General features: G+C 68.3%; 15 protein-coding genes. 6 read left to right on the forward strand and 9 right to left on the reverse strand.

The window, feature by feature from the left end; genetic code table 11:
* Nucleotides 1-253 precede the first annotated feature (253 nt).
* From AC1RQK_RS20290 to cobU, 4 genes are read right to left on the reverse strand one after another with little or no spacing between them, the layout of a single operon-like run.
* Nucleotides 254-1,177, reverse strand: coding sequence for a cobalamin-binding protein (locus AC1RQK_RS20290; RefSeq protein ID WP_492375201.1), 924 nt, complete (start codon nt 1,175-1,177; stop codon nt 254-256).
* Nucleotides 1,178-1,183: 6 nt separating this feature from the next.
* Nucleotides 1,184-2,236, reverse strand: coding sequence for a threonine-phosphate decarboxylase CobD (gene cobD, locus AC1RQK_RS20295; protein WP_492810775.1), 1,053 nt, complete (start codon nt 2,234-2,236; stop codon nt 1,184-1,186).
* Nucleotides 2,233-3,243 carry an adenosylcobinamide-phosphate synthase CbiB gene (gene cbiB, locus AC1RQK_RS20300; RefSeq protein WP_492810984.1) on the reverse strand — a complete coding sequence of 337 codons (1,011 nt, stop codon included), beginning with the start codon at nt 3,241-3,243 and terminating at the stop codon, nt 2,233-2,235. Before cbiB ends, cobD begins: the two co-directional genes overlap by 4 nt.
* A complete protein-coding gene (cobU, locus tag AC1RQK_RS20305) occupies nt 3,243-3,953 on the reverse strand; it encodes a bifunctional adenosylcobinamide kinase/adenosylcobinamide-phosphate guanylyltransferase (protein ID WP_492810777.1) in 711 nt (236 codons plus the stop codon). Before cobU ends, cbiB begins: the two co-directional genes overlap by 1 nt.
* A 93-nt stretch (nt 3,954-4,046) precedes the next feature.
* Between cobU and AC1RQK_RS20310 the strand changes: the two genes are divergently transcribed.
* Both AC1RQK_RS20310 and AC1RQK_RS20315 read left to right on the forward strand, forming a co-directional pair.
* Nucleotides 4,047-5,570, forward strand: a complete 1,524-nt coding sequence (locus AC1RQK_RS20310) for a cobyric acid synthase (RefSeq protein WP_492810779.1) — start codon at nt 4,047-4,049, stop codon at nt 5,568-5,570.
* Between the two features lie 175 nt (nt 5,571-5,745).
* On the forward strand, nt 5,746-6,396 hold the full coding sequence (locus tag AC1RQK_RS20315) for a nucleotide-binding protein (RefSeq protein WP_492810781.1): 651 nt from the start codon (nt 5,746-5,748) through the stop codon (nt 6,394-6,396).
* Here the strand turns inward: AC1RQK_RS20315 and AC1RQK_RS20320 are convergent.
* Nucleotides 6,347-6,928 carry a GNAT family N-acetyltransferase gene (locus AC1RQK_RS20320; RefSeq protein ID WP_492810783.1) on the reverse strand — a complete coding sequence of 194 codons (582 nt, stop codon included), beginning with the start codon at nt 6,926-6,928 and terminating at the stop codon, nt 6,347-6,349. The two genes, AC1RQK_RS20315 and AC1RQK_RS20320, sit on opposite strands and share 50 nt — an antisense overlap.
* Nucleotides 6,929-7,152: 224 nt before the next feature.
* Between AC1RQK_RS20320 and AC1RQK_RS20325 the strand changes: the two genes are divergently transcribed.
* Nucleotides 7,153-8,376 (forward strand): PepSY-associated TM helix domain-containing protein, encoded by a 1,224-nt coding sequence (locus AC1RQK_RS20325; protein WP_492810785.1) that lies wholly within the window; start codon nt 7,153-7,155, stop codon nt 8,374-8,376.
* 345 nt (nt 8,377-8,721) lie between these two features.
* On the opposite strand, the gene panC is transcribed toward AC1RQK_RS20325, so the two are convergent.
* The 3 genes from panC to AC1RQK_RS20340 form a co-directional block, all read right to left on the reverse strand.
* Entirely contained in the window at nt 8,722-9,570 is an 849-nt protein-coding gene (panC, locus tag AC1RQK_RS20330) for a pantoate--beta-alanine ligase (protein WP_492374967.1), read from the reverse strand.
* 138 nt (nt 9,571-9,708) lie between these two features.
* Nucleotides 9,709-10,590, reverse strand: a complete 882-nt coding sequence (locus tag AC1RQK_RS20335) for a segregation and condensation protein A (protein WP_174422669.1) — start codon at nt 10,588-10,590, stop codon at nt 9,709-9,711.
* Nucleotides 10,591-10,636: 46 nt separating this feature from the next.
* Entirely contained in the window at nt 10,637-10,825 is a 189-nt protein-coding gene (locus tag AC1RQK_RS20340) for a DUF3460 family protein (RefSeq protein ID WP_006160566.1), read from the reverse strand.
* A 243-nt stretch (nt 10,826-11,068) separates the two neighbouring features.
* Here AC1RQK_RS20340 and AC1RQK_RS20345 point away from each other — a divergent pair, with 243 nt between their 5' ends.
* The 3 genes from AC1RQK_RS20345 (at nt 11,069) to bamE (ending at nt 17,763) form a co-directional block, all read left to right on the forward strand.
* Nucleotides 11,069-12,925: an autotransporter assembly complex protein TamA gene (locus AC1RQK_RS20345; RefSeq protein ID WP_492810788.1), complete on the forward strand. Its 1,857-nt coding sequence runs from the start codon at nt 11,069-11,071 to the stop codon at nt 12,923-12,925.
* Nucleotides 12,926-13,004: 79 nt separating this feature from the next.
* The gene (locus tag AC1RQK_RS20350) at nt 13,005-17,144 is read left to right on the forward strand and encodes a translocation/assembly module TamB domain-containing protein (protein ID WP_492810790.1); all 4,140 of its coding nucleotides are present in this window, start codon (nt 13,005-13,007) and stop codon (nt 17,142-17,144) included.
* Between the two features lie 76 nt (nt 17,145-17,220).
* The gene (gene bamE, locus AC1RQK_RS20355) at nt 17,221-17,763 is read left to right on the forward strand and encodes an outer membrane protein assembly factor BamE domain-containing protein (RefSeq protein WP_043352217.1); all 543 of its coding nucleotides are present in this window, start codon (nt 17,221-17,223) and stop codon (nt 17,761-17,763) included.
* On the opposite strand, the gene AC1RQK_RS20360 is transcribed toward bamE, so the two are convergent.
* Complete coding sequence (locus AC1RQK_RS20360; protein ID WP_492810792.1) at nt 17,760-19,625, reverse strand: SulP family inorganic anion transporter; 1,866 nt, start codon at nt 19,623-19,625, stop codon at nt 17,760-17,762. The two genes, bamE and AC1RQK_RS20360, sit on opposite strands and share 4 nt — an antisense overlap.
* Between the last annotated feature and the right edge of the window lie 33 nt (nt 19,626-19,658).

Below are 19,658 nucleotides of genomic sequence, written 5' to 3' on the forward strand. Positions count from 1 at the left end.
CGATACTCAGACATGGGTCCCTCGTTTCCGCTCTTTTCGCCGAATCCCGAGGCGCCCCATACGGCCTTGGCACACCTCCACGGCTCGCTGCGCATCGCCGTGGGTGATTCCCGCCCCTTCGGGCGGGAATCACGGCTACCACAGTTGGTTGATCTTGCGCTGGTTGGCTCCCCTCTCCCACTTGTGGGAGAGGGGCCGGGGGAGAGGTCGCTCGTTAAGTACGAGATGTCAGACCTGACCCACTGTCTCGCTCCTACTGCGCTGGCCGTTTGCGCCTTGCGTTGTCCAGATCCTTGCACACGACTTCCGCGCCTTGGGCGATGCGTGGTCCGGCCCGGTTGACCAGGTCGCCGTCGATGGCGTAGAGGTTGCCACGCGCCACGGCGGTTACCTGTTTCCAGCGTTCCCACATGGCGAAGTCCGGCAGCGGCCGGTCGGAGCGGGTCGCGCCCATGCTGGCGGTCATCATGACTTCCGGGTTGCCGGCTACCACGGATTCCACCGAGACCGTCGGCACCAGCAGCGCTTCGTTGGCGAACAGGTTGCGGCCGCCGCATAGCGCGAGCACGTCGCTGATCAGGTGCTGGCCGCTGAGCGTCATCAGCGGTTGTTGCCATACCTGGTAGAACACCGTCACCGGCGCACGCGCCGCATAGGTCTGGCGCAGTTTGTCGATCTGCTGGCGGAAACTGGTGGCGGCGCTGTTGGCGGTGGGCTCGGTGCCGAGCAGCACGCCCATTCTCTCGATATTGCTGGGGATGCCTTCGAGCTTGCGCGGCTCGCTGTAGAACAGCGGCAGGCCGAGCGCGCGCAGGCGGTCGGTTTGTTTCTGCGCATTGCCGTGGCGCCACACCACGATCAGGTCGGGCTTGAGCGCGGCGATGCGTTCGAGATCCAGTGCCTTGTTGTCGCCGACCCGGGGGATGTCGCGGGCCTGTGGCGGGTAGTCGCTGTAGCTTACGGTGCCGACGATGCGCGAGCCGCCGCCGGCGGCGTAGAGCATTTCGGTGACGTGCGGCGCGAGCGAGATCACGCGGCGCGCGGGCTGGTCCAGCGTGACGGTCTGGCCGGCGTCATCGACCACGGATACGGCGGCGCCGGCGTGGCTGCAAAGGCCGCCGCCCAGCAGTGTGGCGAGGACCAGCAGGGCACGGGTAGTGATCGAGGTAGGGGGCATCGGGCGTTAGCTGGATAGGGTGCTTGTGTCGGAGCGCGTTGTTGCAAGGGCTTGGGCCAGTGCCGCATCGAGCCGTTGCCATGCTGGCTCCTGCGCTGGTGGCAAACCCAGGCGCAGGCTTGGCAACGCGCCAGGGATGCCCGGCGGTGCGTCGAACAACCGCGTCCACACGCCTTGCCGCGCGAGCGCTTCGTGCAGGCGCGCGGCATCGGCATGCGGCACCCAGCTGAACAAGGGGCGGCCCACGGGCGTCAGGCCGTGCTTGCGCAGCAGTGTCGCGAGCCGGATGCCGGCCTGCTGCAAACGGTCGCGCGTGGCGGCCTGCCAGGCGCGGTCGGCCAGGGCCATGCGCGCCACCGCACGCGCCGGGCCGGCCACGGTCCAGTGGCCGAGCTGCTCGGCCAGCGCTGCCAGCAGCGTGGGCTCGGCCAGCACAAAGCCGCAGCGCACGCCGGCCAGGCCGTAGAACTTGCCCAGCGAGCGCAGCACCACCATGCCGGGGCGATCCGCCAGCGCGGCCAGCGAGCGCTCGGGTGTGCAATCCATGAAGGCTTCGTCGAGCAGCAGCGTGCCGCCACGCGCGGCGAGATCCGCGTGCCATGCCCGCAGCGTGGCTTGCGCGAGCGTGCGCCCGGTCGGGTTGTTCGGGTTCACCACCACGAGGTGATCGAGCTGCGCGGCCAGGTCCGCACGGGCGAAATCCGTCTCCACGAGCGGCACAACCTCATGCCCCGCGCGTGCGAAGGCGGGAGCGTATTCGCTGTATCCCTGCACCGCCACGCCGACGCGCCCGGGCTTGAGCAGTTGCGGCAGCGTGCGGATGGCGGCCTGCGAGCCGGCCACCGGCAGGGCGCGCGGCGCGCCGTAAGCTTGCGCGGCCAGTTCGGCCAGGCCGTCGTCATCTTGCGGCAGCCGCTGCCATGCGTCGGCGGGCAGGGCGGGCACGGGATAGCCGTCCGGGTTGATGCCGGTGGACAGATCGAGCCAGTCTTCGAGCGGACGGCCATGGCGGCGCACGGCGGCGAGCAGGTCGCCGCCGTGGCGGATCGGAGTACTCATGCGATGCCGTAGTGAAGGAGGGCGGCGCTGGCGCCGGCGGCGGCCAGCCATAGCCACAGCGTGCGTTGAACAAGGCGCAGGCAGGCGTGCACATCGGCCGCGCCGGGCGCGTGCCCCATGCCCAGCGGCGGGCGCTCTTCCCATTCCCCGTGATAGCGGGCAGGGCCGCCCAGCGCCACGCCGACGGCACCGGCGCCGGCCGCCATGACCGGGCCCGCATTGGGACTGGACCATGCCGGCGCCTGCGCGCGCCAGCAGCGCAGCGCCTGGGCAGTGCGCCCGAGCAGCGCGTACGAGAGCGCGGTCAGGCGGGCGGGCGCCAGGTTGAGCACATCGTCAAGCCGCGCAGCCGCCCAGCCGAAATACAGCAGGCGCGGCGTGCGGTAGCCCCACATCGCATCGAGCGTGTTGGCCAGGCGATAGGCGACCACGGCGGGCGCGCCGCCGACCAGGAACCAGAACAAGGCGCCGAAGATGGCGTCGTTGCCATTCTCCAGCGCCGATTCGCAGGCGGCGCGGGCCAGCGCTTCGGTATCCGCGTCGGTGGTGTCGCGCGAGACGATGCGTGCCGTGAGCTGGCGCGCATCGGCGAGATTGCCCTGCGTGAGAGCGGTGGCGATCGGCGCGATATGCTGGGCCAGGCTGCGCGCGCCCAGTGCCGCGTAGAGTGCCAGCGCTTGCAGCAGCCACGCCAGCGCCGCGCTGAACTGCGCGGCGACATGCACCAGCAGCGCGGCCAGCGCGGCCGGCACCAGTACCATCAGCGCCCAGGCCGCCAGGCCGGTGAGCCGCTGGCGCAGTGGCGCGCCAGCCTGGCCGCGGTTCAGGCGGCGCTCAAGCGCTGCCGCAAGGCGGCCGAAGCCAACCAGCGGATGCCAGCGGCGCGGCTCGCCCAGCCATTGGTCCAGCAAGACGCCGGCTACCGCCGCGGCCACGCAGGCTTGCCAGCTGAACAGGGGAAACGGCCACCATGAAGACAGCGATGGCAGCGATGGCAGCCACGACATCACGCCGGGTCGGCGCCTTTCACGCTGACAGGGATGCCGGCTACCAGCAGGCGCACGCGGTCCGCTGCGGCGGCCAGCTTCTGGTTCAGGCGGCCCAGCTCGTCGACATAGAAGCGGGTGATGGCGCCCATCGGCACCACGCCGAAGCCGATCTCGTTGGAGACCAGGATCACGTGCCCGGGCAGGGTGGGCAGCGCGGTCAGCAGCGCGTCGATTTCCTCGGTGAAGGCGGCCGGTGGCGTTACCAGGCCATGCTCGGGATAACTGCGCGCATCGAGGAACAGCAGGTTGTTGAGCCACAGCGTGACGCAGTCGACCAGGATGCAGCCATCGTGGGTGGCATGGGCATATAGCGCATCGGCCAGATGCAGCGGTGCTTCGACCAGGCCCCACTCGGCCGGGCGCCGCGCGCGGTGCAGCGCGATGCGCACCTCCATCTCTTCGTCGGCGCTGTCCTGGCCGTGGCGTGCGGTAGCGATATAGGTAACGGGGCCGCCGGTGGCAGCGGCATGGTCGGCGGCCATCTGCTCGGCGAAGTGGCTCTTGCCGGAGCGCGCGCCGCCCAGCACCAGCGTGAGCTGGCGCGCGCGGCCCGGGACGGCAGCGGCGTGCGGCGCGGCTGCAGCCTGGGGCGAGCGTTCGCTGGCCGGCGCATGGGTGGATGCGCGCACGGGCTCGGTGGCGGTGGCGGAAGCGTTGGCCGGGGTCATCCGGGTATTGTAGCGGGCGCATCCATGGATCGCACGCCCGCAGTGGCCCGCGCACCGGGCAGCGCCGCGGGCCGCCGATGCGATAATCCCACGATGCAAAAAAATTCCTCCGAAGCCGCTGGCGCGGCATTGCCGGGTGGCTTGCGCGGTACCTTGATGGTGCAGGGCACTACCTCCGACGCGGGCAAGAGCACGCTGGTGGCTGGCCTGTGCCGGGTGCTGGCGCGCGCCGGCGTGCGCGTGGTCCCGTTCAAGCCGCAGAACATGGCGCTCAACAGCGCGGTCACCGCGGACGGTGGCGAGATCGGGCGCGCCCAGGCCTTGCAGGCCGCCGCCGCCGGGCTGGCGCCGCACACCGATATGAACCCGGTGCTGCTCAAGCCGAGCAGCGATACGGGCGCTCAGATCATCATCCACGGCCAGGCGCGGATGGACCTGGACGCGCGGGCCTATCACGCTTACAAGCCGGTGGCGATGCAGGCGGTGCTGGCGTCGCACCAGCGCCTGTCCAGCGCCTACGAGGTGGTGATGGTGGAAGGCGCCGGCAGCCCGGCGGAGATCAACCTGCGCGAGCGCGACATCGCCAATATGGGGTTTGCCGAAGCGGTGGACTGCCCGGTGGTGCTGGTGGCCGACATCGACCGCGGCGGCGTGTTCGCTCATCTGGTGGGCACGCTGGACTGCTTGTCGGCGTCGGAGCGCGCGCGCATCAAGGGCTTCATCATCAACCGCTTCCGCGGCGATATCGCGCTGCTGCAGCCCGGGCTGGACTGGCTGGAGGCGCGCACCGGCAAGCCCGTGCTGGGCGTGCTGCCCTACCTGCACGGCTTGCACCTGGATGCCGAGGACGCCATCATCGGCGCGCAGGCGGCCAAGCGGGGCGAACTGCTGCGCGTGATCGTGCCGGTGCTGCCGCGCATTTCCAATCACACGGATTTCGATGCGCTGCGCGCGCATCCGCAGGTGGACCTGCGCTTTATCGGCCCCGGCATGCCGATCCCGCCGGCGGACCTGATCGTGCTGCCGGGCAGCAAGAGCGTGCGCGCCGACCTGGCCTTCCTGCGTGCCAATGGCTGGGAGCCAGCCTTGCTGCGGCACCTGCGCTATGGCGGCAAGGTCATCGGTATTTGCGGCGGCATGCAGATGCTGGGCCGGCGCGTGGATGACCCCGCAGGCAACGAGGGCAAGGCCGGCAGCAGCGAAGGTTTTGGCCTGCTCGACTACGACACTGTGCTGGCGCCGCACAAGCAGCTGCGCGTGGTGAGCGGCCGGCTGGCGCTGGATGGCGCCACCGAGGCCGCCGAGGCCGCCGTGCAAGGCTACGAGATCCATATGGGCGTGACCACAGGCCCCGCGCTGGCGCGCCCCGCGCTATGGCTGGAAGGCGAGCGCCCGGACGGCGCGCAATCGGAGGACGGGCAGGTGCTGGCCTCCTATGTGCACGGGCTGTTCGACCAGCCGCAGGCTTGCGGCGCACTGCTGCGCTGGGCCGGGCTGGCGCGGGCGGAAGGCGTCGACCTGGCCGCGCTGCGCGAGGCCTCGCTGGAGCGCCTGGCCGATACGCTCGTCGCGCACCTGGACATGGATGCCTTGCTGGCGCCGCTGCAGGCGTCATAGCGGGTGTCAAAGCGGCTGTCCAAGCAGGCTCGGCCGCCCGCCGCGGCAACTGCTAAACTCGCAGGCGGGCCCGCTCCGCCAGGGCCCGGCAGCGGCCAGCGGCAGGGCCATGGCGGAGCCCGGAGCGGCGCGCCCGCCGGCGGCGCTGCCATGGAAAGCCATTGCGGAGACAACCATGCCCGTAGTCGTGATCGCCAATCCCAAAGGTGGCGTAGGCAAGACCACGCTGGCCACCAACCTGGCGGGCTACTTCGCCAGCGCCGGCCAAGCCGTGATGCTGGGCGACACGGACCGGCAGCAATCCTCGCGAGCCTGGCTGGGTTTGCGCCCGGCCTCGGCTCCGGCCATCCGCACCTGGGACATCAGCGCCGACCAGATCGCGCGCCCCCCCAAAGGCACTACCCATGTGGTGCTGGATACTCCGGCCGGCCTGCATGGCTGGCGCTTCAACGATGTGATGAAACTGGCCCACCGCGTGGTGGTGCCGCTGCAACCGTCCCTGTTCGATATCCTTGCCACCCAGGATTTCCTCACCCGGCTCGCCGATGACAAGCGCGTGCGCCACGGCGAAGTGGAGGTGGGCGTGATCGGCATGCGGGTCGACCTGCGCACCCGCGCGGCCGAGCAGCTGCAGCGCTTTGTCGCGGGGCTGGGGCTGCCGGTGCTGGGCTTTCTGCGCGATACCCAGAACTACGTGCAGCTTGCCGCGCACGGCCTGACGCTGTGGGATGTGGCGCCGTCACGCGTGGCGCGGGACTGGGAGCAGTGGCAGCCGATCATCGGCTGGCTGGAGCAGCCGGCGCTGGCGAGGCGCCCAGCCGCCTGAGCAAGGCATCCACGGAGGGCCAGCTCACCCGGCGCACGGCCACGATCAGATCGGCGCCGGGAAACTGGTCGTCGAACGCCTCGCTCTCCACGCCGTCCAGGCGCCGGTAGAACTCGCGCGCCTGGGTGTTGCCGTCCAGCACATAGAGAAAGAGGGGCTGCCCGGGCCAGCCAACGGCGGCACGCTGCGCGCAATGCGCGAAGAGGCGCTTGCCAAGCCCTAGCCCGTGCCATCCCGGCATCACATGCAAATTGTCCAGATACACGCCATATTGCGGCTCGGCCTCGGGTTGCAGGCAGGCAAAGCCGGCGGGCGTGCCGTCCACGCGCACGAGCGTGACTTCCACCGGGCCATCGGCGCCATCGGCCAGGCGAGCCTGCCAGGCCTGCGCGCGCTGGGCCGGTGCTTCGTGCTCCAGGTATTCCGCCGGCAACAGGCCACTGTAGGCATGGCGCCAACTCTGCGTGTGCAGATCGGCAATCAGCGCGGCGTCGTGAGGGTCGGCAGGAAGCAATTCGATGGAATGGGTCATCTTCAAGGGAGTCGTCCGGGGCCTGCAATGGGCGCGATCCACATTCTGCCGCAATCCCGGCAAGCCTCGCCATGGTCCCGCGCCTGTCACGCACTGGCAGGCCCTGCCTGTTAGAATCGCGAATCTTTCGCATTCTCATTATGGCGGCGTGATGCGTTCATCTCACGCCGGCATGGGGTCCGAAAACACAATCCCCACAACCCCCAAATCTGCTCCCGCTTCCCATGGTCACCGGCCGCCTGCGCGTTGTTTTCGTCAAGATTCACCTGTATCTCGGCTTGTGGCTGGGCCTGCTCTTTGTCATGCTGGGCCTGACCGGCACCGTCATCGCCTGGCGCGATGAGCTGGAAGCCCTGCTGAACCCGGCGCTGCTGACGGCGTCGGCCGAAGTACCCATGCCGGTAGCGCCGGCCACGGTGCAGGCGGTCGCCGAGCGGCTGCAGGCCGACCCGCGCTATGGCCGCCCCACCTTGCTGATGCTGCCGTCCGCGCCGCATGAGGTGTTTATCGCCTGGTACCCGCTCAAGGGCACGCCCAACGCCGGGCGCTCGCGCCAGGTGATGGTCGATCCCGTCACATTGGCCGTGAAGGGCGAGCGGGTCTGGGGCGAGCCCGGCCTGTCGCGCCCGTTGCTGCTGCCCACCTTGTTCCAGGTGCACCACTACCTGCTCTCTGGCGAGACGGGCCGCACGATCCTGGGCATCACCGGGATGCTGTTGCTGATTCTGGTGATCGGTGGGGTTGTGCTGTGGTGGCCCAAGCTCAAGCCGCGCGCGGTGCTCAATGCGTTTCGCATCAGCCATGGCGGCTCGTGGTCGCGTTTTAATTACTCGCTGCATCGTACGGCTGGCATTTTTGCGGCGCCGGTGCTGGCGACGATGGCGTTTTCCGGCTGGTACCTGGATTTGCCCAAGTGGGTGACGCCGATCGTGGCTAGCGTGATGACGGTGTCGCCGCCCGGCAAGCCGGCATCGGCGGCAGCGCCCGAGGGCACGCCGCTGCTAGGCGTGGCGCAGGCCGTGAGCGGGGCTCAGGCGCTTTATCCTGCGGCGCTGGTGACGCGGGTCAGCTTTCCGCGCAAGGCGGGGGATCCGTTTGAGGTGCGGCTGCGCCAGCCGGGGGAAGTCCGCCAGGGCAGCGGGGCTACGCGGCTCTGGCTGGATGCCCATACGGGCAAGCGGCTCGGGGTTCGCGATCCGATGGATGCGCCGGCTGGGGATACTTTTCTTAACTGGATGTATCCGCTGCATACCGGGGAGGCGTTCGGATGGGTGGGGCGGGCGTTTATTTCGGTGTTCGGGGTGGTGCCGTTGATGTTTGCTGTTACCGGGGTGTTGATCTGGTGGAAGCGTAGGCGGGGGCATCGGCGGCATGTTGTGCGGACGATGGAGAGGGCTAGCGGTGCTAAGGGCGTTAAGGTGGTGCGGGAGGAGGCGGTGGAGGTTTGATTGCCGGTTGTCTGTGGCTGCAGAATCAGCTTTAAATTCAACGGCTTAACTGCAAATTCAACTGCAGTTTCACCACCCCTGCGGGGCGGCGACCTACTTTTTTGTCTTGCCAAAAAAGTAGGCAAAAAAGGCGCGCCGGATGGGGCGACACCCCCTCGCCCCATACGGCCTTGGCACATCTTGACGGCTCGCTTCGCATCGCGCTGGGGTGTTCCCCGCCTTCAGGGCGGGTCACACGGCTAAGACGAACGGTTGCCGTGCGTCATCGCACGGTTGTCATCCGAGTTCAATCACATGGGTGACAGTTTGAGGCCTGGGGGCTTCCGCTTCCAGGCCTCGATTTCGTCAGATTTCCAGGTTGTCGATCAACCGGGTCGCGCCTAGCTTGGCTGCGGTCAGGATGACCAGCGGTTCGCCGGCTACATATTCTTCGCGGGTGGGGGCTTGCAGGTCCACGCGCTTGCGGATGGCGACGTAGTCGGGTTGCCAGCCGCGGGCTTGCAGGGCGGCCTTGGCGCTGGCTTCGATGGCGGCGAGGTCCGCGCTGGCGCTGTTGGCGGCCAGGACGGTGTCGCGCACTTCGTGCAGTGTCTTGTAGAGCACCGGGGCTTCGGTGCGCTCGTCGGGCGTCAGGTAGCGGTTGCGCGAGGACAAGGCCAGGCCGTCTTCAGCGCGCACGGTTTCGGCGGGGATGATGTCGATCGGCAGCGCGAACTGATGGACCATGCGGCGCACGATCATCAGTTGCTGGTAGTCCTTCTTGCCGAACACGGCCACGCGCGGCTGCGCGCAGGACAGCAGCTTCATCACTACGGTGCATACGCCCTTGAAGAAGCCGGGGCGGAACTCGCCTTCCAGGATGTCGCCCAGGTCGTGCGGCGGCTCCACGCGGTATTCCTGCGGCTCCGGGTACATGTCGCGCTCGGTGGGCGCAAACAGCACATAGACACCTTCCTTTTGCAGCTTCTCGATGTCGTCCTGCAGCGTGCGCGGGTACTTGTCGAAATCCTCATTGGGGCCGAACTGCAACCGGTTGACGAAGATCGACGCGACCACCGGGTCACCATGCTGGCGCGCCAGGCGCATCAGCGACAGGTGGCCTTCGTGCAGGTTGCCCATGGTCGGCACGAACGCCGCCCGGTTCTGCCCGCGCAACTGGTCCCGCAACTCGTGAATGGAGGAGATGACTTTCATGAAGTTGGTGTGCTGGTCGTGGTAGGAATGCCCTGGCGCGGGTGTGCGCCGGGAGGCCGGTCCGGTGCTCTAGGTGGCGCCGATTGTCGGCGGATTGTAGAGCATGTGGCCCGAGGCGGGCGGCGCTATTGGTGCGGCTTAGCTGGGAATGTACGCCAATCGCACATAAATCGGTGCGAAGGGTTCGGCCTGGGTGATCTCGACCAGGGCTTCGCGCGATAGCTCAAGCATGGCGATGAAGTTGACCACCACCACCGGCACGCCCTTGCCGGAACGCACCGCGTCTTCGAAGAGCTCGCTGAACTCCATGAAGCGGGCATGCTGCAGGCGGCGCAGGATGTGGCTCATGTGCTCGCGAACGGACAATTCCTCGCGCGAGATCTTGTGGTGCTGGTTGAGCCTGGCGCGCTTGATCACGTCGGCCCAGGCGGCCTGCAGGTCCACCACTTCCACATCGGGGAAGCGCGGCGCAATGCTCTGCTCGATGTAGACCTGCGAGTGCAGGAAATCGCGCCCGAGCTGCGGCACCTGGTCGATACGCATGGCCGCCAGCTTCATCTGCTCGTATTCGAGCAGGCGGCGGACCAGCTCGGCGCGCGGATCCTCTTCTTCGTCGTCGCTGTCGGACTTTTTCACCGGCAGCAGCATCCGCGACTTGATTTCGATCAGCATGGCGGCCATCAGCAGGTACTCGGCGGCCAGCTCAAGATTGCTCTTACGGATCTGCTCGATATACGTGAGGTACTGACGCGTCACTTGCGCCATCGGGATATCGAGGACGTTGAAGTTCTGCTTGCGGATCAGGTAAAGCAACAGATCCAGCGGCCCCTCGAACGCTTCCAGGAAGATTTCCAGCGCATCCGGCGGGATGTACAGGTCCTGCGGCAGCTTGAACAGGGGCTCGCCGTACAGGCGTGCGAACGCCATGCCGTCGACGGCGGCCGGCGTGGAATCCTGCTCGGGCGTCACGCTCGGCAGCTCGATCGCCGGCTTCAGCTTGTCCTGCTCGCTCTGGTTCATCTAGGGGCGCTCGCTCGGGGGTGGGGCGATGCGGCGGGTAAGGGCTTTAGTCCAGCGAGTAGACGTACGGCTTTTGCGCCACGCGCGAGGCGTCGGCACGGGCACGTTCTTCGAGGTTGATCGGGCTCTTGTCCCACAGCAGGGCGCGGCCCTGGCGTTGCTCCGCTTCCAGGGAAGGGCGCTCGTCCTTGAGCGACTTCAGGAACTGGGTGATATCCGATTCGTAGGCAGCCATGGCGGGAAACAGGGTGAAATTAACAAACAGCGGGGATTTTACCGTATCGGCGGGCCTGGCAACGGGATTGCGCGCGATTCTGCCGTTTTCATCCCGTGCTCTCGCCTTCGGCGACGGCTGTAGTGACGTTTGTGGCGGTCTTTTTGGCGGCGCCGGACAGGCCGGCCGCGCGGGTGTGGTCAAATATCGACTTTGCGTGACGTGCATCAATCGATGAGGATGGACCCAGGGAACCCGTGCACCATGCCCGCCGGCCTTGCCGCCCCTGCCGGCGGACTGCCGGTGGCGCCGGCCGTGCTGCGCCGCCTGATGCACCCGCTGCTGGTGGCCCTGACGCTATCCGCGGGGCCCGCTGCCGCCGCCTATAAAGTCGAGGTGGACGCGCCCAAGCCGATCAAGGAAATCCTGCAGGACCACCTGGACCTGTCGCGCTACCGCACCCGCGAGGATATCTCGCCCGACCAGTTCAACTATATGGTCGAGACCGTGGGCGAGCAGGTCCGCCAGTTCACTTCCACCGAAGGCTATTTCGATCCGCAGACCACCACCAAGGTGGACGGCAGCGGCGACGAGCGCACCGTGCGCATCACGGTGGAGCTGGGCGCGCGCACGGTGATTCGCGCCGTCGACTTGAGCGTGAGCGGCCCGGCCGCCAGCCAGTCGCCGGAGCGGATCGCCGAAATCAGGGCCAAGTGGGGCCTGCCGGTAGCCGCGCCGTTTCGCCAGGCGGACTGGGACAAGGCCAAGGAAGATGCCCTGGTGGCGCTGCAGAGCAACACCTACTACGGCGCCCGCCTGACCGGCTCGCAAGCCCGCATCGAGCCGGATGAGCACGCGGCTGACCTGAGCGCGCGCTTTGCCAGCGGCCCGGCCTACAACATGGGGCCGCTGAAGATCAGTGGGCTGCGGCGCTATCCCGAGCAGATCATCCGCAACGTCAATCCGCTGTATGAGGGCGAGCCGTACCGCGTGGAGCGTTTGCTGGAATTCCAGCGCGCGATCCAGAACCAGCCGTATTTCTCCAATGTGCAGATCGACCTTGGCGAGCAGGAGACGACGGAGGACGGCAAGATTGTCGACACCAGTCCGGACCGGGCCGCCGAGCCCAAGGTTGACATGAGTGCCGACAAGGTCACCGTGCCGGTGTATGTCAGGGTGCGGGAGTATCCCGTCAATCGGCTGTCGTCCGGCGTGGGCTACACCACCGATACCGGCGCCCAGGTCGAAGGCCGATATTCGTACTACAACCTGTTCAACCGCGCCTGGGTGTTCGACTCGCAAGCGCGCATCGAGCAAAAGCGCCAGTACGCATTCGGCGAGATCGCGATGCCGCCGGACAGCAGGACGTACCGCAACAGTGCCTACGCCAGCTACGAACGCACCATCGACCTCGAAAGCACCGACCTGACCAGCCTGCGCACCGGCCTGAAACGGTCCCGCTCGCGCGAGAAGTACGACACCACCATTTCGCTCGACTATTACTACGACAACCTGCAGCCCTTCGGCGAGGCGAACCAGCTCAGCCGGGCGCTGGTGCCTGCCTTTGCCTGGACGCGGCGCGACGTGGACAACCCGGTGTTCCCGCGCCGCGGCAACGTCATCAGCACGCAGGTGGGCGTGGCCGCCAAGCACATGCTGAGCGACGAAACCTTCTTCCGCCTGTACGGGCGTATCCGCCAGTATGTGCCCGTGGGCAAGCGCGACCTGGTGGTGGCCAGGCTGGAGCTCGGCGCGGATATCACCAACGGCGACGTGACCAAGATCCCCGCCTCGCTGCGTTTTCGGGCGGGCGGCACGGATTCGATCCGGGGCTACGGCTACCAGTCGATCGGTACCCGCAACGGCGCCAGCGTGCTGCCGGCCAAGTACCTCGGCACGGCGAGCCTGGAGTACCAGTACTGGTTCCTGCATGACTGGGGCGCCGCGATCTTCTGGGACGTGGGCACGGCCACCGACAACCTGACGGGCGTCAAGCTCTACAACGGCGTGGGCATCGGCGCGCGCTGGCGCAGCCCGGTGGGGCCGGTGCAGCTCGACGTGGGCTACGGCATCCAGGCAAAGCAGTTCCGCCCGCATATCTCGCTGGGAGTCGCGTTCTGATGATTGTTCTGACGATGACGATGCGGCCCGGCCGCCAGCACGGCGGCCTCCATGAACGCAGTTGCAGGGGTTTTGCCACATGAGCATTCCCGACATGCCTCCCGTGCCCGCCTCCGGCGATGTTCCGCCCGGGCCGGCACGGCCGCGCCGCACGCGCCTCGGGCGCTGGCTGGCCTGGTGCGTCGTGGTGCTGCTGTTGTTGGTGCTGGCGGCGCTCGCGGCGGTGGTGCAAGCATTGCGTACGGAGGCCGGCACGCGCCAGCTGTGGTCGCTGGCCACGCGCCTGTCCTCAGGCGCGTTGTCTGGCAAGCTCGAAGGCGGCACGGTGGCGCATGGCCTGCGGTTGCGCGATGTGGTGTTTGCCAGCGGCGAGACACGGGTGACGATTGACCGTGTCGACGGCAGTTGGGCGCTTGGCTGGTCGCCGACCCGCTTGCATGTCAGCGCACTGCGCGTGGGCGCCGTCACGCTGTACCTGCCGCCGTCGCAGCCTGACAGCGCGCCCGCCACCTTGCCAAAATCGCTCGAACTGCCATTGGCAGTGGACGTGGATACGCTCACGCTGGACCGCCTGACCTTGCTGCAAGGGCCGCCGGCCACGCCCAGCGAGATGGTGTTTAGCGACCTGGCGGGCTCGCTGCATTCCGACGGGCAACGCCACCGCATCAGCGTGGAACGGCTGGTCACGCCATACGGCAAGCTGGCCGCCAATGCGCAGATCGCCGGCCAGGCGCCGTTTGCGCTGAACGGCGCCGCGCTGCTGGAGGGCAGCTGGCAGAAGGAATCCTTTAGCATCAGCGCCAATGTGCGTGGCTCGCTTGCCATGCTGCACGCGCAAGCCGAGGCCAGCGGTGATCGCCTGCGCGGCCGCGCCGAGGCGGACCTGACGCCGTTTGGCAAGGTGCCGTTCACCCATGTGCTGGTCAATGGCGAGCACATCAATCCGCGCTTGTTCAGCCCCTCGGCACCGCGTGCCAATCTTTCCGTGCAGGCCGAGTTGCGCCCGGTGGATGGCGCGGCTACGCCGGTGCCGGGCGCAGCGGCCAGCGCCCCGGCGGCACCGCCGGCATCGGCATCGGCAGTTGCAACGTCGGCCTCCACGCCCGCCGCCAAGCCTGGCAGCGCCCACGACAGCGCGCCCCTGCGCGTGGCGGGCGACGTGCGCATCGTCAACCACGAGGCCGGCAAGCTCGACGCCGAGCGCCTGCCGGTGGAATCGGTGCAAGCGCATATCGAGGTCAGCGAGGTGGCGCAGATGGTGCGCGACCTGCACGTGGCGCTGGCCGGCGGCGGCGAGATCCGCGGCGGCGGTGCGCTGCGCGATGGCCGCGGCGGCTTCGACCTCGACGTGCGCGACCTCGACCCGCAGGCCCTCTATGGCAGCCTGAAGCGCGTGCGCTTGTCCGGGCCGGTGAGCTTGCGGATGGAGCCCGGCCGCCAGAGCGTGGCGCTGGACCTGGCCGGCGGCGAGTACAAGCTCTTTGCCGATGCGCATCTGGATGCCGAGGCAGTGACGTTGACCTCGCTGCGTGCCGGCATCGGCGCGGGCACGCTTAACGCCGATGGCAAGCTGTCGCTGAAGGACACGCAGCCCTTCAGCTTCAAGGGCAAGCTGATCAATTTCGACCCGGCCCGCGTGGCCGAGGTGGCGCCCGGGCGCATCAATGCGGACTTCACCGCCAGCGGCACGCTAGCGCCGGAGCACCGCGTGGCGCTGGACTTCGCGGTGCGCGACAGCGTCTATGCAGGGCTGCCGATGCGTGGCGAGGGCAAGCTGCGGCTGGCAGGCGAGCGCTTGCTGCCGAGCCAGGCCACGCTGGAGATGGCCGGCAACCAGGCCCAGATCAACGGCAGCTTTGGCGCGCGCGGCGACCGCCTGAAAGTGCATGTGGACGCGCCGCAGCTCGATCGGCTCAAGTTCGGCGTGGCCGGCGTGCTAAAGCTCGACGCGGACATCACCGGCACGCTGGCGCGGCCCGAGATCGTGGCCAGCTATGCCGCGCAGTCGCTGGTGGTGGGCCCGCACCACGTGGCCAGCGCCAGCGGCAGCGCCGAGTTGCGCGGGGGGCTGAACGGCACGCTCGCGCTGAAACTGAACGCCCGCGACTATCGCGGCCCGGTCGCCACGCTGCGCACGCTCGATGCCTCGCTCAGCGGCACCCAGGCCAGCCATGCCTTCGACCTGAAGGCGGCCGGCGCGTTGCACGACAAGCCGATGCAACTCGCCTTGTCGGGGCAGGGCGCCTGGCAGGGGGCGGCCGGCTGGAAGGGCACCATCGGCTCCTTGGAGGAGCGCGGCACGGTCAACGTGCGGCTGATCGCGCCGACGCAACTGCAGGTGGCGGACCAGCGCGTGCATCTCGGCGCGGCCAGCCTGCAGTTCGAGCGCGCCCGCGTGACTGTGGACAGCTTCGATTTCGACCACGGCCGCGTCCGCACCCAGGGCAACCTCGATGGCCTGCAGGTGGCCAACGTGCTGCGCCTGGCCGAGGCCTTGACGGGCGAGGCGCCGCCGGTGCGCTCGGACCTGGTCTTGGACGGCCGCTGGAACATCACGCTGGCCGAGTCTGCCTCCGGCTTTGCCGAGCTGCGCCGGCGCAGCGGCGACGTCTCGGTGAGCGCCGGGCGGGGCTACACCGCGCTGGGCCTGGGAGAAACCGCGCTGCGCGCCGAGTTTGCCGGCAGCCGCGTCAACCTGAAAGGCGGCATCGAGGCCGCACGGGTCGGCAAGGTGGTGGTAGACGCCTCCGCCGGGCTGATCCAGGAGCAGGGCCTGATGACGGTGACGCCGGCTTCCACGCTGGCGGGCAAGGTCTCGCTGGATGTGCCGAAGATCAAGTCGCTGGAGGCGCTGAGCGGCCCGCAATACGCGTTCGATGGCAAGCTGGCGGCAGTCCTGCAACTGGCGGGCAGCGTCGGGCAGCCCCTCGTTACCGGCAACATCGACGGCACCGGCATCGCCATCACGCTCTACGACCTGGGTATCCAGCTGACCGATGGCATCGTGCACGTGGTGCTCGACCAGAACACCATCGAGCTCAAGCAGGTGGAGTTCCGCGGCGGCGACGGCAAGATCGTGGCCACCGGCAACGTGAAACTGGGCGACACCGATCCCAACCTGACGGGCAAGATCGTGGCCGACAAGCTCCAGCTCTTTGCCAGCCCCGAGCGCACGCTGATCATTTCCGGTGATGCCAGCATCGCCAACGAGAATCGCCAGATCGTGATCCGCGGCAAGTTCCGCGTGGATCGCGGCTTGTTCGACCTGCCCAAGGCCGGCGCCCCGGAGCTGGGCGACGACGTAGTGGTGGTGCGCCGCCGCGACCAGCGCGAGATCAAGACCGCCGCCACGCCGGTGCCGGAGGCCAAGCCGGCCAGCCGCTTCAGCCCGCTGATCGACCTCACGCTCGACCTTGGCGACAATTTCCGCTTCCGCGGGGCCGGCGCGGACCTGCGCCTGGGCGGGCAGCTTGGCGTGCGCAGCGCCCCACTGACGCCGCTGCGCGCCACCGGCACCATCCGCGTGACCGACGGCACCTATGAAGCGTTCGGGCGCAAGCTCAACATCGAGCGCGGCATCGTCAATTTCAACGGGCCGGTGGACAATCCCAACCTCAATATCCGCGCCATGCGCCGCAACCAGGAAGTGGAGGCGGGGGTGGAGGTGACCGGCACGGTACGCCTGCCGCGCGTCAAGCTGGTGTCCGAGCCGAATGTGCCGGAGGAGGATAAGCTGTCATGGCTCATGTTCGGCTACGGCGCGGAAGGCGCCGCGGCCGGACAGCAGCAGCAACTGAGTGCGGGGGCCCTGGGCGGTGCCGCGCTGGGCATGCTGGGCGGGCGCGCGGGCAAGGGGATCGTGCAGCATCTGGGCATCGACGAGTTTTCGATCGGGCCAAGCACGGCCGGCCTCAACGACCAGCAGGTGGTCAGCGTGGGCAAGGCCGTGACCGAAAAGATCTCGGCGGGCTATGAGCAGAGCCTGACCAGTGCCAGCAACGTGGTCAAGCTGACCTGGGCATTCTCGCGGCGCTGGTCGCTGATTGCCAAGGGCGGCTCGATCAACGGGCTTTCGGTGCTGTTTAACCGCCGCTTCGACAGTTGGGGTAATTTGTTCACGGGCGCGTCCAGCCGCGCCGGAACCGCGAGGAGCCAGACCGATGCCAGCCAGGATGCCGACAGCAATGCAACGGACGCAGCCGCGCCCGCGCAGCCCTGAGACACGCGCCATGATCTGCGTGCCGCCCACCTCCGCCACCTCCGTCACTGCCGCGTCTTACCGACGCCTTGCCGCCATGGGACTGATTTCCTCCGTGCTTGCCCTGTTCGGGTGCGACCAGCAAAAGGTCGACGAAGCGATGAAGAAGGCGGGCGATACCGCGCACGCCACCTGGAACTCGGTCAAGCCCGACAGCCAGTTGTTCAAGGGCATCGTGGTGGGCGAATCCAGCGAGGACGACGTGCGCAAACAGGCCGGGCGCCCGGAGATCACCTGGGAAGAAGAGGACGGCGGCCGCCGGCTGGAATACCCGCGCGGCCCGGAAGGCGCCACCACCTGGATGGTGACGATCGGCGCCGATGGCAAGGTGCGCGCGATCGAGCAGGTGCTGACCGCGGAGAACTTCGCGCGCGTGCGCGCCGGCATGAGCCGCGACGATATCCGCCGCCTGGTCGGCAAGCCTACCAAGGTGGAAGCTTTCGCGCTCAAGAAGGAAGAGGTGTGGGGCTACCGCTGGTGGGAAAGCGCGCAGGAGAAGGCGTTCTTCAACGTGCATTTCAACGCTGACGGCAAGGTAACGCACACCTCGCGCAGCGACGAGAGGCTGCAGGGCGGTTAGCCTGCCGCGGGCCGCTCGGCCCGCTCTGCGAGCAAGACGCCGGCCCTGGCACAGGCTGCGGCCAGCGTGTCGCAATAGTTTGCCGTGCCCATCTGTTCCAGGAAGCCCGCGCGCCGCATCAGCGACATCACCTGTGCTGCCGCGGCGCACAGCACCAGCGTGCCGCCACGCCGCGCCAGCGTCTTGCGCAAGGCGTCCAGCGTGTCCAGGCCGGTGGTGTCCAGTGCCACCAGCTTGCCCACGTCCAGGATCAGCACCGCCGGTACCGGCTGCGTGCGGTCGCGGGGGTCGATCAGCGCTTCCACTTTGTTGACGGCGCCGAAGAAGAGCGCGCCGGTCATGTGATAGGCCGCCACCTCGCCGGCCGGCAGCGGCCTGCCGTCGGCCGCCGGGGGCAGCGCGGCTGGCGCGATCGCCTCGATCTGCGTGAGCGCGGCCATGCGGTAGATGAAGAACAGGCAGGCGAGCACCAGTCCCACCTGCACCGCCACGGTCAGGTCGAACACCACGGTCAGCACGAAGGTGCCGAGCAGGATGATGCGGTAGTTGTTGCTGTAGCGCTTCAGGTGCGTCAGCCCGAACACATGCCACTCGCCCATGTTCCACGCCACGTAGAGCAGGATGGCGGCCAGCGTGGCGAGCGGGATGGCGCTGGCCAGTGGCGCCGCCACCAGCACGATCAGCAGCAGCGTGGCGGCGTGGATCATGCCAGCCACCGGCGTGCGCCCACCGCTGCGTACGTTGGTGACGGTACGGGCGATGGTGCCCGTGGCCGGCAGGCCGCCGAAGAACGGCGTGACGATATTGGCGATGCCCTGCGCCATCAGTTCCTGGTTGGGATCGTGGCGGTCGTCGATCAGGCTGTCGGCCACGCGTGCGCAGAGCAGCGATTCGATGGCGCCGAGCAGGGCGATGGTCAGGGTGGGCGCCACCAGTTGCTGGACCAGTTGCCAGCTCAGTTGCGGCAGCGCAAACGGCGGCAGGCCCTGCGGAATGCCGCCGAAGCGCGTGCCGATGGTCTCCACCGGCAAGTGCAGCAGGGCATTGGCCGCGGTGGCTAGCACCAGCGCTGTCACCGTGCCGGGAACCATGGCCAGCGCGCGGCCAAGGCGGCCGTGCGCATTGGACGGGCTTGCCGGGTTTGCCGCAATCGTCGATACGGGGCGCCAGCGCTTGCCTGCCAGCAGGGCCAGGCGCGACCAGCCCGCCACCACCACCAGCGAGCTGACCGCCAGTGCCACCGTGGGCCAGGACACCGTGGGCAGGGCGCGTCCCAGCACACGCATCTGCGAAAGGAAGTTGCCAGGCAGCTTGCCGGTTTGCAGGCCAAGGAAATCGGCGATCTGCGAGACCATGATCAGCACGGCGATGCCGTTGGTGAAGCCGATCACGATGGCCACGGGGATAAAGCGGATCAGGGTGCCTAGCCGGAACAGCCCCATGGCGAACAGCAGGCCGCCCGCCAGGATGGTAGCGATCAGCAGGTTGGCCACGCCGTAGCGCGCCACGATGCCGTAGACGATGACGATGAAGGCGCCGGCGGGACCGCCGATCTGCACCGGCGAGCCGCCCAGCGCGGCGATCAGGAAGCCCGCGATGATGGCGGTGAACAGGCCGGCCTGCGGTGGCATCCCGCTGGCGATGGCAAAGGCCATCGCCAGCGGCAGCGCCACCACACCCACGGTGAGGCCGGCGGCGAGGTCCTTGAAGAAGAGGGCGCGGTTGTAGTCGCGCAGGCTGTCGAGCAGGCGCGGGTGGAAGGCGGCGAGGGGGAAGGGCTGGCGTAGGCGCGGCCTGCCGCCAGCGGGCGGCGCTGGCGTGCCAGCGGGGGCGGGGGCGTGGCCGGGAACGCTGTCGGGCATGCCAGGAAATCCCATCAACACCCTGTCGGGCAT

It is taken from the genome of Cupriavidus sp. GW822-FHT02D05 (assembly GCF_058802485.1).